The organism is Ochrobactrum vermis, assembly GCF_002975205.1.
Taxonomy (GTDB): Bacteria; Pseudomonadota; Alphaproteobacteria; order Rhizobiales; family Rhizobiaceae; genus Brucella; species Brucella vermis.
In genome coordinates this window covers 2,054,485-2,070,397 of sequence record NZ_PCOC01000002.1, presented here as the reverse complement: position 1 = coordinate 2,070,397, position 15,913 = coordinate 2,054,485, and the positions used below count along the sequence as shown (strand labels likewise).

Genomic DNA, 15,913 nt, shown 5'->3' with positions numbered 1-15,913 from the left:
CCTTAAAACCCCGTTTGATAAGCGATGCGGAAAACACCCTGATTGATATTCAGGGTCTGGTCCCGTTGATGGACAAGTCCTGTTTGCACAATGATACCGACGGGTGTGACATAGGTGACGGTGCCTGCCACGCCCCAGTCCCAGTCGGACTGGAGCCCGTATTGCGCCAGCTTTTCCTCGTCGCCGGACAATTTGCGTATCGCGGTTGTCGCGTTGAACTGCCACCGGTCATGGGAAAGCGACACGGATGTCACGCCATTGCCGTTGGAAACGGGCATGCCGCGAGAGGCGCTGGAAAAGGTGGCTTCGTTGAACCAGCTCAGGTTCCACTTGTCGGTCAGCGCCGTGTCGTAACGCAGCCTGGCGGAAATCGTGTCGGCGCTGTCACCGTAACCGGGTTCCGCCTCCAGCCGGCCGACATCCACGCCGCCTGATATGTTCTTCAGGCCGGGCATAATACGGAAATCATAGGACAGGATGAAAGAGTTCAGGTCCTTGCTGAAGGCGGGCGGCTGCCCTCTGGTGGGCGAGATGAAACCGTCATCGAAGCTGAGCCTACGGCCGAGTGCCGTATCATCGCGCTTGAATACCAGTCCGGCGAAGGAATGCGCGCCCATATTTTCGGTGTTGAACGTATAGCGGCCACCAAGACCGATGGAGCCGATATATTGAAAATCGTCCGTGAAGCCGCTGTAGAGACCGTCAATAGCATGCCAGCCATCGCCGAAGCCGAGATCCATTTTGCCGCCATAGAGCGCAAAATTGTCGTTGGTGTAGGAAGCGAACAGGTTTTTCAAATTGAAGCCGAGATCGGAAAAAGCGTTGTCCTCCGTCGCTTCGACGGTGGAATCAAGCGTCACTTTCGACAGAATCGCAAACTGCTGCGACAGTTGCCAGACAAGCGCAGCTTCCGCAGTCGGCTGCACGCTGTTCCAATGCGAACGTGGAATCTCGCCGTTGCTGTCCTCGATGCCGAAATAGCCGGTATAGCTGGTCATGAACAAGAGCTGACCATTCAGCCGTGGATAGTTTTCCGCATCGCCGAGCTTGCTGTAGGGCGTCAGGAATATTTCGGTTTTGAAAATGTCGCGCTTTTCCTGCGCGAATACGCCTGGCACGCCCGACGCAAGAAGGAGCGCGGCACCCAGCAGGGTATTGCAAGTCAGGAGACGGAAGGTGGTTTTCCCTCGTCTGGCGATTGATTGTAACGATAGGGGCGTGAACGGCTGCATGATTAACGGGCCAGTTCAGCCGCCAGTTCGCGCACTTGGGAATGGATATTTTCAAACATACCGAAGTTCACCCGGCTGGCGACGACGAAAATGCCGAGCTTGCGATTGGGCGACAGAACCACGTAACTCATGAAGCCGCCGAGACCGCCGCTTTTGCCCAGCAGAAGCGGAGTTTCATCACGAGGCAGCGTGACAACCCAGCCAAGCCCCATGCCATCGCCTGCCGTCACTTCGGTTCCCACGACATGCTTAAGGCCGTCATAAGGCAGCCAAAGTGTGTGATCGAGCAGGGTATCTTCCCGAAGCTGGCTTGCGCCATCGAGATGCCAGCGCATCCAGCGGGCCATGTCTTCCGCTGTCGTGTAAACACCGGCGCTGGCATACATGATGTCAGGAACGGGACTGTTAGAATCCGGTTTGTCGAAAGGGTCCAGTCCGGTCATCAGCCGCTTTTTCTGGCCTTCGTTCAACACATTCGTCGTGTCGGCGAGACCGGCCGGTTTCAGCACTTCATTGGCGAGGACCGTGGAATAATCAGCGCCGCCAGCCTTGGCCAGAGCATCACCCAGAAGGCCGTAGCCGAGGTTGGAGTAAATTGTTGTCGTGCCGGGCACATAGGCGGGCTTATTGCTGGCTATCCACTTCCAGTAATAGTCGCGGTCGAAGGCGGCAAACGGGTTGTCGGTGATTTTCGTATCAGGATTCGGCAGTTCGCGCGGCAGACCTGCCGAATGCGTGGCCAGATCAAGCAGGGTGATGGGGCGGCCGTTGCTCTCGATTTTCGCCCCTTCCGGCGCATATTTTGCCAGTGGATCCGTCAGCTTGAGGTTGCCCTTCGCAGCGAGCGCGGCAAGCACGTCGCCAGCAAAAACCTTGGAAACGGATGCGATCCGGAAAATGGAATGCTCGTCCGGCTCGACATTGCTCCCGGGAGCCGTCTGCCCGTAGGCCTGAATGACACTGTTATCGCCTTGCACGACGGCAATGATCAGACCCGGTGCGCCAGAGTTCAGGAAAAGCTGCATGCCTGCCATGGATACGGCATCCTTCAAGGCAAGGTCTTCCGCTTTTGTCTGGCTGTTATTGGCGAGGAGAATGCTGGAGGCGACCAGCGAGACAGCAGTAAAATGCGCTAGCGTCCGAGACGACATGTGAGGCCCCTCAAAGAACTGTTGGGGAGGATATCCCGATGCAAGCACCATCCAAGAAACTGCGGGAATAACAATAATCCAAGGACGAAACGACGTACCGGTTTGACGAATGACATGACGTCAAAAGCGCAACGGTCCCAATAGCCTAAGCGATTATATTCCCATGCGTTCGCGCAGTTGCTTCCGGTAGGAGCGTGATACGGGCCATGCCTGATCTACGGACCGCATCTTGATCTGCCATTTATCGATTTTTCTGCGGTCCACATCAACGACATGCAGCGTATTCACGAAGGCGGTTCTGTGTATCCGGAGGAAGATTTTCGTCGGAAGCAGGCTGGACCACATGCCGAGCGAGCGAGAATCGAGCAACATCGAACCGTCTTCGAGCCAGATCTCGCTGTAGTTTCCAGCCGATCTTACGCCGACAATGATTTCGGGCTGAACGCCACGCACGACGCCGCGATTGCTGAGATAGACAAGGGGCGCCGAGTTTTCTTGCGCGAAAGCCTTTTCGGGGCCATGGCTGATCGCATATTTTGCCTGACCGATGAGATTGGCGCACTGGAACAGCGCGGTCACTTCGTTTGCCGACCAAATCTTTTTGGCAACGGTCGTATCGAAGCCGATGATGCCGCGCAGTTTGTTGTCGTAGAAGACCGGTACGCTGAGAACGCTTTTATTGCTTTGGCGAAGGAACTCAACCTGAATTGTCCGCGCAGTCCGGGGTAAATCGGTAACATCGTGGACTGCCACGGCGTGCCCCAGTACCAGATATTTGTGCAGCCAGGCGATGAGGGTGGTCGGCGTTTCCTGAAGTTCCGAAATATAGGCTTTTGTCTGGCCCCGACACCATTCATGGGTATTGCAGAACCGTAGCAAATCCGGGCGATATTCGATCATCCAGGCTCTGTCGGCATTCGATGCGTTGCCCATCAAGGCGAGTTGCTCCGATATGGCGTCGTTTACCGGATATCTGAGCAGGCTCATTCCGCAAAGATACGCCCAATCCGTTATGCAATCTTGTGCGACGACCGCAGTAGGATGGATTTCATAAGCGTTAGAAACTGATCGTGCATCTGGGCACTGTTTGTCCGGGCTGAGTGGCGAAGGTTTCGGATGTACCATCTTGCTATTTTTATACCATATCTTTCGTAGCGATAGAGTTGTGTTCGATTCACGCAAGAGACACCAGTAAATTCAATGAGTTAGATGTTTTTCATTTTTGCCGTATCGACGCTAGTGATCTGATTCCGACATTTGCATCCCTCGGATTTGGATGTCGAACAAATGTCGGAATCGAGAGGACCACTATTAGGTTTATGTTCTCGTAGATTTTTTGAATTCGACGTTTGAAACGGGATCTATGTCGGACTGATATCAAACGTCAAATTCAATCCATTAGCAATCACCCTCGATAAGCGTAATCTTGAAGCGCGCAAATTCAGCAGGTAAAAAATGGCAGGAACTGCGAAAACAAATGGCAACACTTTGATTGTCGTTTCGAGCCGTTCTGACGACCGCGATGAAGTGGGTAGCGCTTGTGTTAATCAGGGGTAGATCAGCCCCGATTATTTGTCCACGGTCTGGCCCGTTTTATGCGCCTCGCGCGCCCTATCCCAACGGAATATGCGGCAGCGAGAGAAACGTTTTTGCCGCTCCGAATCTACGGCGACATTTCTTCAGCATGTCTGCCATAGGATGACGCCTGATGTTCGACCAACTGGCGCTGTTTATTCAAAAGCTCAAAAAGCCATTCAACGGGATCAGAACGAAGTCTGATCCCACCAGTCCTAGCTCTCTGAGAGCCTTTAAATCGTCCTCTGTCGCCACGGCGGTTATATCCTGCTGACGACGCGCCGTCGAGCGGCGGTAATCTAAATCATAAAAATGCCAAGCAATCTGCCCACGTGCCGAGAGCTTCGAGGTCTTGCCGAATGGTTTGATTTTGACACTTGCTCGGCATCCAAATCCGAGGGATGCAAATGTCGGAATCAGACCATCAGATGTTGGGTTGTCGAACGAACCTTCGCCTGGTCCAGACGGTGCCATAGATCGGTTAAAGAGTCTGAGAATCGCACACGCAGCATGTGGTATTTTCTCTATCTGGATTAAATGAAGAAAAATAGGTGGATCTTTTTAGTTATTTTTCAGTTGTTCCAAATTTGAATTCAATTGGAGTGGATTTATTCAAAACGAAATTACATATAAATCTTGTTTAAACTGTCGTAATGCTAAGGATTTTTCAGAGTGCGAGTCATTTTTTAAGTTTACAACATTCGATTCAGGCCTTCCCTTTTGGGCAATTTTGAAGCTCTGAAACGCAGGGCTGAACTAATCACCATTCAAAACATATCAGTTGACGAAACGAAGAACTCTGGTCACTATAAATGCAATACATAATATTGCATTGCAATACAAACAGAATGGGGATCATGCCATGACTTTCGCTGCGGATACCGTTTCCGTTCGGTCCAAAATGGATCGAAACGCGAAAAAGGCCATTTGGGCCGCTTCAATAGGGAATATGCTGGAATGGTATGACTTTGGCGTCTACGCCTTCCTGGCCACCATGATTTCGGTCAAGTTCTTTCCTTCGGACGACCCCACAGCATCGTTGCTCGCAACCTTTGCGGCCTTCGGCGTTGGTTTTCTCGCGCGACCGTTCGGCGGTGTGATAATTGGTCGTCTCGGGGACACGAAAGGCCGCAAGTTCGCTTTGGTGCTAACCCTGATAATGATGGCAATTGGCACCATTGGTATAGGTATATTGCCATCCTATGAGCAAATTGGTCTTCTGGCCCCAGTTTTGCTGGTAGCTTTGAGAATTGTCCAAGGTGTTGCCGGCGGTGGTGAATGGGGTGCTTCTACTGCTTTCATTATCGAATGGGCACCCAAAGATCGTCGCGGTTTCTTCGGCTCTTTCCAACAGGTAAGTACTGCGGGGGGGACTCTGCTTGGCTCCGCCGTCGCTGCGGTCCTAACATCCCTCATTTCCACGGAGGATATGATCTCCTGGGGATGGCGAATTCCATTTCTGCTGGGGGCCGCGCTACTCGTGGTTGGGGTGTTCATTCGGAGGAGTGTCGATGAAACGCCTGCATTTGAAGAAGCACAGTCGGCGACCGATCCGCTGCCCGAGCCCGAGATCAGCGGTCCACGTTTAGGTCTGCGCGCCTTTGGTTTCACAATCTTCTGGACCGTCGCCTATTATACATTGCTGGCCTACATGCCCACATTTACGCAGAAATACGGCGGCCTCTCAGCTTCACAAGCGCTTTGGGCAAATACGGGTGGACTTATCGCCATGATTCTAGCTGTACCGCTTCTTGGTCATGTCTCGGACAAGATTGGCCGCAAGCCTCTTTTGATCGGAAGCACCCTGGCTGCGATCGTGTTGGTCTATCCTCTTTTCTCGCTTATCGCAGATGGCGCGTCATTTGCAACGATACTGGCAGTCCAGATCGTGTTGGGAGTAGTCATGGCTCTTTATTCCGGGCCAGGGCCTGCCGCCATCTCCGAGATATTCCCCACTCATATGCGGTCAACATGGATGTCGATAGGATATACGATGGCGGCGGCGATCTTCGGTGGCTTTGCTCCCTTCATGGCAACGTGGCTGATCAAGGTAACGGGATCTCCGCTATCACCGACTTACTTTTATCTTATCCCGGCCGCACTGATTACGATGTTGGTTCTTTCCCGTTTGCCCGAAACGGCAAAGTTAGAACTGAAGTAAAGGAGGATTTTCATGACAGATTTTGAAACCTTGAAACCATGGCAGTGGCCGGATGACGTCTGGCGCAATCGCGTCAACAAGGTTCGCGCGGGAAAGTCACTGACTCCACCGTGGCCGGATGGCAAACGTTGCGCTATCGCCCTCTCGTTTGACGTGGATCATGAAACTAACGAGCTGAGGGATGGAGGTAAATCTCTCGGGCGTTTGTCATGGGGACAATACGGCAATCGTCGAGGAATGCCTCGTGTCCTTTCCCTCCTGAACAAATACGCTATCAAAGCGAGTTTCTATGTTCCCGCTGTTGTTGCCCAGCTATATCCGGAAGAACAGAAGGCGGTCATCGACGCCGGACACGAGATTGGGATGCATGGCTGGATTCATGAATTGAATTCCATCCTCCCCGCTGAAAATGAACGTGATCTTATGCTGCGGAGCGCGGATATGCTGGAAAAGATCACCGGTATTCGCCCTGTGGGGATCCGCACACCATCATGGGATTTTTCCGACAGTACACTTTCCATCATTCGCGAGATGGGATTACGCTACGACTCGTCTCTGATGGCTGACGACAATTGCTATGAGTTGATGGAAAACGGGGAGCCGACTGGGGTTGTCGAAATACCTGTGGAATGGATCAGGGATGACGCTCCGTACTTCATGATGAGCAGGTTTGAGTCTTTGCGTCCGCACATAGGACCGGAAGACGTCCTTGCCATATTTATGAGAGAATTTGATCAGGCCTACGAGGAAGGCGAGCTTTTCCAGCTCACGATGCATCCTCACATCATCGGATATCGCTCTCGCATATGGATCGTTGAGGAGCTTATTCGGGCTGCTCAGAGCAAAGGCGATGTGTGGTTCGCAACGCATCGGCAAATAGCAGAGCACGTTGCTCAAGCTATTTAATCCGTATTCCTTTAGTCAAAGTCGGTGAGGCGCGATCAGCGTCTTCGCCGCCTTTGAACACGTCCGATTGTGCGTGTCCAATCATCCCGATGAATGACTTATTCTGTAGGCGGTAATGAACTCTCAGCACATATCCAACGAATACAAGATCGCGGGCATCGGTTCGACTATCAGCATTAAAGTCGACCAATGGGGTGTTGCCCATATCGAAGCGGCCAACCTGTATGATCTTTTTTTTGCGCAGGGATGGAATGCTGCGCGGGATCGTTTGTGGCAGATTGATATCGCACGGAAGAGGGGGCTCGGGTTGCTCGCTCGAGATTTCGGGCCAGGATATCTTGAGCAGGACCGGGCATCGCGATTGTTTCTCTATCGCGGTGAGATGGGAGCAGAGTGGAAGGCATATGGACAGAATTCAGAAGAAATATGCACTGCGTTTACCCATGGCATCAATGCTTATATCGATGGCTGTGACGCAGGTGATTTCTGTTTTCCGCCGGAGTTTGAGCTGCTCGGGAACCGACCAGATCGCTGGAAACCGGAAGATGTTGTTCGCGTCAGGACACATTCGCTGACGAGAAATGCCTCGTCAGAGGCGCTTCGCTCGAAGATATTTGCATTGGTCGGCGGCGAACAGGCAGCGAAACTGGACGGACTTCGCAAAAAACTCTCTCACAGTAAGGTTCCAGAACTAGTAGATGGTTTTGATCCGGCGATCATTTCCGATCGGATTCTACGCGACTTTCAGCTGGCTGTGAGCCCGGCGACGTTTTCAAACGAACGCTTGATCGCAAGTCTTGACGAAGCCCAAAGATGGACGTCGGTAACACCATCCGGCGAAATCGTCAGAGCCTCGTTTGAAGAAGGCTCCAACAACTGGGCCATTTCTGGAGACAAGACCGTCACAGGTCGCCCAATTCTCGCGCTCGATCCACACCGCACACATGTGCTGCCGTCGATCCGTTATGTCGTGCATCTTTCCATGCCCGGATTCGATGCTGTTGGTGCTGGTGAGCCGATGGTTCCGGGCATATCAATGGGACATAACGGAACAGCTGCATTTGGCCTCACAATCTTCGGTGCCGATCAGGAAGACATATACTTCTACGAGACATGCGAGGATGACCCATCGTGCTATTTCTATAATGGGGAATGGGAGAGCTTTAGGATCGTCGAGGAGCAGATTCCAGTAAAGGGCCATGACGATCAGAAGGTCGAGTTGAAGTTCACCAGGCATGGTCCCGTCATATTTGAAGACCGTGCGAATAACAGAGCTTTCAGCCTGCGGACGGTATGGATGGATGCAGGCATGGCTCCCTACATGGCGAGCCTCGCCGTGATGCGGGCGCGCAACTATCTTGACTATACGGCGGCACTGGAAGGGTGGGGCTGTCCATCTGTCAATCACATTTATGCGGATACTTCTAATACGATAGCGTGGAAACCTTCAGGAGCTGCGCCGATCAGAAAGAACTGGGATGGATTGATGCCCGTTCCCGGAGATGGCCGCTATGAGTGGGAAGGATACTTATCGCCGAGCGACACACCGGCGGAAATCAACCCTGAACGGGGCTTTATCGCTACGGCGAACGCAATGAATATTCCCGACGAATGGACGAGAAGTAATGCTCCTATCGGGTATGAGTGGCTGGATAGCAGCCGTCACGATACCTTGCATCAGAAACTGGCGTCAGAGCAATTACTGACGTTGCAAGACAGCATTCGCCTCCAGGCTTCGACCGTTTCTCCAATCGCCATACGAATCCTGAGCAAACTCAGAGAAGTGCGTGGTTATCTTTGCGATGAGCCTTCCTGGCAGTTGCTAGATCTATGGAATGGCGATCTGGAGGCTAGTTCCTCATCAGCAGCGCTCTTCGAAGTATGGCTTACTAAACATCTCGGCCCGCTCATTGCTAAGCTTGAAGGTGCAGACGACAAGGTGATCCCGCTTCTTATGCCTCTCGATCCACCAAGTGTCGCGGAGTGGGTGGAAAGAGCTACGCTCGACGGCGAGACACAGGGTGCTTTAAAGCAAAGCCTAGCGGCAGCTTTGATGGAGTGTTTCCAACTGCTGGGCCAAAAGCCATCAGAATGGTCATGGGGGCAACTGCATAAGTTGCACCTTTGTCATCCCCTTCAGAGACTCACCGATCATAACTGGTCGCTTGATCCGGTCGCCCTCGGTGGCAGCGGCTCTACCCTCAACTATGCAACGTATCGTTGGAGCGATTTTAGCGTCGTAGGCGGGCCTTCGGTGCGAATGGTTATTGATGTAGGCGGTTGGGATAACAGTCTTTTTATCAACAATCCGGGGCAAAGCGGTGTACCCGGATCAGTACACTTCGCGGACCTTGGTAAAAGCTGGCAAGACTGCGAACTCAAGCCGCTCATTTATTCCCGAGACAAGATTGAGGCACATACGACAGCCACGATAAAGCTGTTACCTGCTGATCGAAAGCCGGTGAATTGACCGCTGGATGGAAAAGTCGTTCAACGTTAAGAGGAAGGGTCTTAGATGGCACTCGCAATCGTGACAGGAGCTGGCGGCGGGATTGGTCGCGCTACAGCCCGAAGGCTTGCCTTAGATGGTTTTCAGGTCGCTTGTTGTGATCTCGACGCGGAGTCTGTTGAGAAAACCGTAGCGCTTGTCCAGAAAGACGGGTGTGATGCCTTTGGAGCTTCTTTCGATCTGACAAACGAGGGTGCGCATCAGGATTTTCTGCGTAAGCTTGGGATCAGCCCGGTTGTTCTTGTCAATAATGCAGCCATCTTTTCCGTGAAGCCCTTCAACGAAATCAGCGGTGACGACTTTGATCGACAGTACAACGTCAACGTCTCGGCTACTTTTCGTTTCACGAAAAATGTTCTGCTGGCGATGCCTGATGGTGGTCGCATAATCAATCTGACTTCGAGAGCCGCGTTCGGTGGCCGGGGCACCGCCCACTATAGTGCGTCAAAGGGAGCGGTCATAAGCATGACGAAGTCTTTGGCCCTGGAACTGGCTCATCGGTCAATATGCGTTAACGCTGTTGCGCCTGGAGCAATCCTTACGGACATGCTGTTAAGCAGGGGCGAGGCGTGGAAAGACATGGTTGCAGAACAACCAATCAACCGGGTGGGGACCCCCGAAGACATTGCCAATGCCGTAGCCTTTTTTGCAGATGAACGTGCGAGTTTTATTACGGGGCAAGTCCTCGTCGTGGATGGAGGTCGCTCTGTAGGTGGGGCGCCGACATTTTGATCAAGGAGGATGACATGAAGGTCGACTATATGTCGCTGCAAGGGAAATGGGCAGTTGTAACCGGTGGCGCACGGGGCATAGGGGCGGCAACATGTCGTGCCCTGGTGCGTGCTGGTGCCCGCGTTGTTGCGGTCGACGTGCTTGCTGAGGATCTTCAACGTCTTTGCGAGCGCGAAGACAACATATGGCCTCATATAGCGGATGTATCTGATCCCGAATTGCCAGAGCAGTTGGACGATGTTCTTGCAAAGCTGCAAGGTGATATCGATGTTCTGGTCAATAATGCAGGCATCGGAAAAGGTCATCATGCTTTGGATACCACCGATGAGGAGATGCACCGCTATCTCGATGTCAATCTTGTTTCAGCGTTTCGGCTGTCTCGGTGGGCCTCAAAGCGCTTTGTTGCTCAACGGCGGAGCGGAGCAATTGTAAACGTTGCATCTGTCTTTGGTGTTGTAGGCGCTGAAAACTGTGCTGGGTACTCAACTTCGAAGGCAGCTCTGATCGGATTGACCCGGCAGATGGCCAACGATCTGGGCCCCTCGGGAATACGCGTGAATGCTGTCGCGCCGGGGTTGATTGAAACGCCGCTCGTTCAGGAGCGAATTCATACACAGCCGTGGCGTACCAAGATATTGGTGGATCAAGCGCCTATCAGAAGGCTAGGGCAACCCGAAGACGTGGCGCGAGCAATACGGTTTCTCGCGTCCGATGAAGCTGCCTACATAACCGGACATACATTGGCGGTCGATGGCGGGTGGATGATCGGTCGCTTCCCAAAAGAACATCCGATCGATCCGGTACTGATTTCACTATCTGAGGAATGAAACTGCTCTGAGCATACCGGGCACGACTTTGTCCGCGAATTCCTTATCCGTCCAACGAGCAGAGTTCGCGGCCACATGCACCGCAGCTATGGGGGTATTACTTTCGTCGGTAATCGCCGTAGCGATCACCAGTTCATTTTCAATGAGCTCATTTCGCGCAAGGCCATAACCGCGCTTCCGCGTTGCTTCAATCTCAGCAAGGATATCATCATCCTTCACGCGAGTGAAACGAGTGAAGGATTGTTTCTCTGCCGAGGTCACGATGTCCTCTGCTTTGTCGGCAGGGAGACAAGAGAGCACCGCTCGACCACCAGCCGTACAATAGAGGGGAATTCGCCGCCCCGCCAACGTGGTGTAGTAATGCTCACGCTGGCTTTGAAGGCGTTGGGCATAAACCAGGGTACTGCCGTCAAATAGGCTCAAATCTACGCGCTCATCGAATTCTCTCCGCAACTCGATGAGCATTGGTGTTGCTCGTTCAATAAGAGGATGGTTGCGGAGGAAATGATAGGACAGATCAAGCGTCCGGTTCGAAAGCGCAAAACGACGCGTTGTCGGGCATTGTTCAAGATAGCCTAGTTCGGCAAGGGTGTGGGTCATCCTTTGAACCGTGCTTTTATCAAAGCCGGAGCGTACACATAGTTCGGCGAGGGTAAAATAGCGGGCACCGGAAAAAGCCTCGATTATTCTGAAGCATTTTTCTACTGAGCCAACGAACAGTCGACTACGCTCCTCAATGGCAGGGTCATCCATGGTGCAAATCCACTTTTAAAAAAGAATTGCATTGCAATACATCGATGTGTTTGGCGCTACAAGAGGTCGTTGTATCTACTCGGCCTGAATAATTCCTAGATTTGTAGAAGCCTCCCTTCCTAATTTTGAGGCGAGAAGAGCATCATGAGCATATCGAATTTCAGCGAAGAGTTTAAGCGTGACGCAGTGCGTCAGATCACGGGGCGGGGATATCTGCCATCCGGGCTTTGTCGCCAAAACCCGCCAGTCAGGTTTCCACTCGATCTCAGACAAGCGCATATGTAACCAGCAAAAACCGGTTTGGAATTCCTCGCTGTCGTTTACAACGCGGCGTTTCATTCGGCTTCGGCGGATCTCGCGAGCATCAAGGTCGCGTGCATGATTGGCAAGAACCAGTTCTCTAATGAAATCCGGGCCCCGTTCACGGTCTTCGCTGAACGATCATCGAACAAGTCCAAGTCATGGCGAAAACTTTACTGGGTCTCAGGTTGTGCCTCTCGCTCGAGCCATTCCGGGTCTATTTCCGGCAGCGGAATCGCGTCGAGCAGAGCGCGCGTATAGGCTGACTTCGGATTAGCGAAGACTTGTTCGCAAGCCCCCGCCTCAACTACCTTGCCGAAACGAAGCACATAGACGCGGTCGCAGATAGCCCGGATGACACTGAGATCGTGACTGATGAAGGCCATGGAAAGGCCCATATCACGCGACAGGTCCTTCATCAGGTTGAGAACCTGTGCCTGCGTCGAGACGTCAAGGCCGGAGACGATCTCATCAGCCAGAACGAAGTCCGGTTCGAGAAGGGCGGCGCGGGCGATGCCCACTCGCTGGCGCTGGCCGCCCGAAAGTTCGTGGGCGTTGCGGCCAAGTACGACCTTGGGCAGAGTGAAGCGGTCGAGAATTTTGAGAACCTTCGCCTCGGCCTCCGCGGCGTTGGTAGCCAAACCGTGCAGCAGCATCGGCTCCACCAGGATACGGCGAATGGAATGGCGTGGATTGAGCGACGCCATCGGATCCTGGAAAATCATCTGCATGCGCCGACGCAGCGGTCGCATCCTGCTATCGGGTAGGTGGGTGATATCCTGACCGTCGAACCGGATTTCGCCGGCGGAGGTATCGACGAGGCGCAGCAGCGCCCGGCCAAGCGTCGTTTTCCCAGAGCCCGATTCGCCGACGATGCCGATCGTTTCGCCACGTTCGATGTCGATATCGATGCCATGCAGCACCTTGTGGCCAGCAGACTTGCCGAAAATACCGCCGGCACCATAAGCGACCTCGATGCCGCGAGCTGTGAGAAGCATGTTGGTCATCAGCTTATTCCGATCTCGGCGCGCAGTTGCTCGAACACCGACTGCGGCACCGGCTCCAGACCACTATCGGGGCGGTCGTAGCGCGGGCCAGCCGCCATCAGCGCCTTGGTGTAAATGTGTTTGGGTCGCTGCAAGACATCGGCGGTGCTGCCCTGCTCGATCACCTTGCCGGAGTAGAGTAGCGTTACGCTGTCACAGATTTGGGCGACGACGCCCAGATCGTGCGTAACGAATATTACGCCCGTGCCATGAGCGCGCTGCATGCTGCGAATGAGGCGCAGGATCTGCTTTTGCACGGTCACGTCGAGCGCGGTTGTCGGTTCGTCGGCAACCACGAGCTTGGGTTCGAGCGCAAAGGCCGAGGCAATCAACACGCGCTGGCGCATGCCGCCCGATAGCTCGTGCGGATAAGCGCGCAGAACCCGCTCCGGATCGCGGATATGCACTTCCTCCAGCAAGGTCAGCGCGCGTTCGCGGGCGGCCTTGCGCGACAGGCCGCGCTTGAGGCGCAAGCCATCGGTTAGCTGTGCCTCGATGCGACGGCCCGGATTGAGCGCCGTCTGGGGATCCTGTGGGATCAGCGATATCTCGCTGCCCATGATCTGGCGCAATTGCGGTGCCGGCATGGTCAGCAGGTCGCGGCCATCGAAATCGATGATGCCGCCGGTAATGCGGACCGTACGTGGCAGGATGCCAAGCAGTGCCTTGGCGATGGTCGACTTGCCAGCGCCGCTCTCACCGACGAGGCCGCGGACCTCGCCGCGCCCGAGCGCCAATGTGACGTCGCGAAGAACGGGCGCGCCGCCGTCCCGATCCGAGACCGCCGACAGGCTATTGATGGAGAGAAGGGGCTTGGTCATCGGCGCATCATCGGGTCGAGGGCGCGGCGCAGGCCGTCGCCGAGCTGGTTGAAAGCAAGAACGGTCAGGAAAAGCATTATGAGAGGTGCCACCAGCACCCACCATCCCTGATAGATGATCTGGCGGCCCTGCGCGATCATACCGCCCCAGGTAGGCGTGTCGGAGGAGACGGAAAGGCCGACAAAGGAAAGAATGGCTTCGACGATCACCGCGATGCCCATTTCCAGGCTGATAAGCGCAATCAGGACCGGGCCGACATTCGGCAGGATCTGGCCGATCAGGATCTTGAAACGGGAGAAGCCGAGAACCTTCGCTGCCGTCACGTAGTCCATTTGCGCCTGTGCCATGGTTTCCGAACGGACGACGCGACAGAAACGTGTCCAGTCGATGATGACGATGGCCGCGATGACCGAATGCACGCCCGCGCCGAAGACTGCGACCAGCAGGATCGATAGCAGCACCGGAGGGAATGCCATCCAGATGTCGACGAGACGTGAGATGACAGCATCCACCCAGCCGCGATACCACCCGGCGAGCAGTCCGAGCGCGGTGCCGACCAGTGCCGCAAGACCTGCGGCGATGAAGGCGACAAGCAGGGCGATGCGCGTGCCGTGGATCAGGCGCGAAAGCACGTCGCGACCAAGATCGTCGGTGCCGAACCAGTAGCCGGGTTCTGCACCAGCATAACCTGCGGGGGGCAGTGTGGCGAGCATCAGGTCCTGTTCGAGCGGATCCTTCGGGGCGAGCCAGGGCGCGAAGATGGCGACCAGTATCAGGCAGAGGATAAAGCCGCCGCCGAGGATTACCTTGCGTTCAGAAAGCGCCGCGCGCAGTGACTTAACCATGGCGCAGCCTCGGATTGAATGCGGCGACGAGGACGTCAACCAGAATATTGATAAGGATGAACAGGGCGCCAAAGACGAGGACAAGGCCCTGAATGAGTGGCAGGTCGCGGTTGATGACAGCGTCGATTGCCATATTGCCGATGCCGGGATAGGCGAAGATGCGCTCGACGATGACTGTGCCGCCGATCAGGAAGGTGAACTGCACTCCGGTCAGTGCGATGGTCGGGCCAACGGCATTGCGTAGCGCCTCCTGCAACACCAGCCGGAGTGAGGACATGCCCTTGAGTTTGGCGAGCAGGACATAGTCCTGCACCATGGCTTCGAGCAGCGCCTCTTTGAGGACGCGGGCGATAATCGCCGCGAGCGGCAAACCGAGTGCCAGGACGGGCATGGTCATGTGGGCAGCGATGTCGGCGAACTGCGCGAAGCGCAGGCGTAGCAGGCTTTCGAACAGATAGAAGGGGGTAGCAAAATTGCTCTGCACGCTTGGATCGATGCGCCCGGACAAAGGCAATATGGGGAAGAACACACCCAGCAATAGCACAAGCGCCAGTGCCCAGACGAAGTCGGGCACAGCCAGCACCACGCCGTTGACTGTATCAATGACGGGCTCGACCGGCGTTCGACGCACGAGGGTGCCGACAACGGCGACGATGGCGCCGAGCAGAATAGCGAAGACCAGTGCGATGAAGGCGAGCTCAAGGGTTGCTGGTAGGCGCTCGGCCAGTAGTTCCAGAACATTGCGGCGCAGCGAGATGGATGTGCCGAAATCACCTGAAAGCAGTGACGTCAGCCAGATAGTGAACTGGCTGAAGATACTGCCATCGAGTCCGTAGTTCGCGCGAAGCTGCGCAATCTGTTCGGGTGTAGAGCCCGGCGAAATCATCATGGCGATAGGGTCGCCGGGAACGACGCGCAATAGAACAAAAACCACGACCGCGACCCCAAACAGGGTCACCGCCGCGAGAACCAGACGGTTCAGGATAGAAAGAGCAAGCAATTGCATGGCTATGGAGTCTCGCGCAGGCAGACATAGACACTATACGAGTGTGTCC

General features: G+C 54.5%; 14 protein-coding genes and 1 pseudogene. 6 read left to right on the top strand and 9 right to left on the bottom strand.

The genetic code is table 11. The features are described 5' to 3' along the window. Window positions 1-2 precede the first annotated feature (2 nt). The 4 genes from CQZ93_RS23830 to CQZ93_RS23815 all read right to left on the bottom strand — a co-directional run bounded on the left by CQZ93_RS23830 (window position 3) and on the right by CQZ93_RS23815 (window position 4,432). Window positions 3-1,232, bottom strand: coding sequence for a hypothetical protein (locus CQZ93_RS23830; RefSeq protein ID WP_286154245.1), 1,230 nt, complete (start codon window positions 1,230-1,232; stop codon window positions 3-5). A gap of 2 nt (window positions 1,233-1,234) precedes the next feature. Continuing rightward, on the bottom strand, window positions 1,235-2,383 hold the full coding sequence (gene ampH, locus CQZ93_RS23825) for a D-alanyl-D-alanine-carboxypeptidase/endopeptidase AmpH (protein ID WP_105544979.1): 1,149 nt from the start codon (window positions 2,381-2,383) through the stop codon (window positions 1,235-1,237). A gap of 153 nt (window positions 2,384-2,536) precedes the next feature. Then, a complete protein-coding gene (locus CQZ93_RS23820) occupies window positions 2,537-3,370 on the bottom strand; it encodes a LytTR family transcriptional regulator DNA-binding domain-containing protein (RefSeq protein WP_105544978.1) in 834 nt (277 codons plus the stop codon). Between the two features lie 747 nt (window positions 3,371-4,117). Further along, entirely contained in the window at window positions 4,118-4,432 is a 315-nt protein-coding gene (locus tag CQZ93_RS23815) for a hypothetical protein (RefSeq protein ID WP_105544977.1), read from the bottom strand. Here CQZ93_RS23815 and CQZ93_RS27430 point away from each other — a divergent pair. The 6 genes and pseudogenes from CQZ93_RS27430 to CQZ93_RS23790 form a co-directional block, all read left to right on the top strand. Then, window positions 4,385-4,495 (top strand): annotated as a pseudogene (locus CQZ93_RS27430) (IS5/IS1182 family transposase); the annotation flags it as partial. The gene CQZ93_RS23815 and the pseudogene CQZ93_RS27430 sit on opposite strands and share 48 nt — an antisense overlap. A gap of 325 nt (window positions 4,496-4,820) precedes the next feature. After that, window positions 4,821-6,119, top strand: coding sequence for an MFS transporter (locus CQZ93_RS23810; RefSeq protein WP_210201116.1), 1,299 nt, complete (start codon window positions 4,821-4,823; stop codon window positions 6,117-6,119). Between the two features lie 12 nt (window positions 6,120-6,131). Then, window positions 6,132-7,025 carry a polysaccharide deacetylase family protein gene (locus CQZ93_RS23805; protein WP_105544976.1) on the top strand — a complete coding sequence of 298 codons (894 nt, stop codon included), beginning with the start codon at window positions 6,132-6,134 and terminating at the stop codon, window positions 7,023-7,025. A 115-nt stretch (window positions 7,026-7,140) separates the two neighbouring features. Continuing rightward, window positions 7,141-9,495, top strand: coding sequence for a penicillin acylase family protein (locus CQZ93_RS23800; RefSeq protein ID WP_105544975.1), 2,355 nt, complete (start codon window positions 7,141-7,143; stop codon window positions 9,493-9,495). 45 nt (window positions 9,496-9,540) lie between these two features. Further along, window positions 9,541-10,266: an SDR family NAD(P)-dependent oxidoreductase gene (locus tag CQZ93_RS23795; protein WP_105544974.1), complete on the top strand. Its 726-nt coding sequence runs from the start codon at window positions 9,541-9,543 to the stop codon at window positions 10,264-10,266. A 14-nt stretch (window positions 10,267-10,280) separates the two neighbouring features. Next, window positions 10,281-11,093, top strand: a complete 813-nt coding sequence (locus tag CQZ93_RS23790) for an SDR family NAD(P)-dependent oxidoreductase (RefSeq protein ID WP_105544973.1) — start codon at window positions 10,281-10,283, stop codon at window positions 11,091-11,093. Here CQZ93_RS23790 and CQZ93_RS23785 read toward each other — a convergent pair. The 5 genes from CQZ93_RS23785 to CQZ93_RS23765 form a co-directional block, all read right to left on the bottom strand. Further along, window positions 11,079-11,846, bottom strand: a complete 768-nt coding sequence (locus tag CQZ93_RS23785; protein WP_105544972.1) for an IclR family transcriptional regulator — start codon at window positions 11,844-11,846, stop codon at window positions 11,079-11,081. The two genes, CQZ93_RS23790 and CQZ93_RS23785, sit on opposite strands and share 15 nt — an antisense overlap. A gap of 473 nt (window positions 11,847-12,319) precedes the next feature. Next, window positions 12,320-13,153, bottom strand: coding sequence for an ATP-binding cassette domain-containing protein (locus tag CQZ93_RS23780; protein WP_105544971.1), 834 nt, complete (start codon window positions 13,151-13,153; stop codon window positions 12,320-12,322). Beyond that, entirely contained in the window at window positions 13,153-14,013 is an 861-nt protein-coding gene (locus CQZ93_RS23775; protein WP_105544970.1) for an ABC transporter ATP-binding protein, read from the bottom strand. Before CQZ93_RS23775 ends, CQZ93_RS23780 begins: the two co-directional genes overlap by 1 nt. Further along, a complete protein-coding gene (locus CQZ93_RS23770) occupies window positions 14,010-14,858 on the bottom strand; it encodes an ABC transporter permease (protein WP_105544969.1) in 849 nt (282 codons plus the stop codon). The genes CQZ93_RS23775 and CQZ93_RS23770 overlap by 4 nt, the downstream gene beginning before the upstream one ends. Beyond that, window positions 14,851-15,858, bottom strand: coding sequence for an ABC transporter permease (locus tag CQZ93_RS23765; RefSeq protein WP_422616115.1), 1,008 nt, complete (start codon window positions 15,856-15,858; stop codon window positions 14,851-14,853). The genes CQZ93_RS23770 and CQZ93_RS23765 overlap by 8 nt, the downstream gene beginning before the upstream one ends. Window positions 15,859-15,913: the final 55 nt, after the last annotated feature.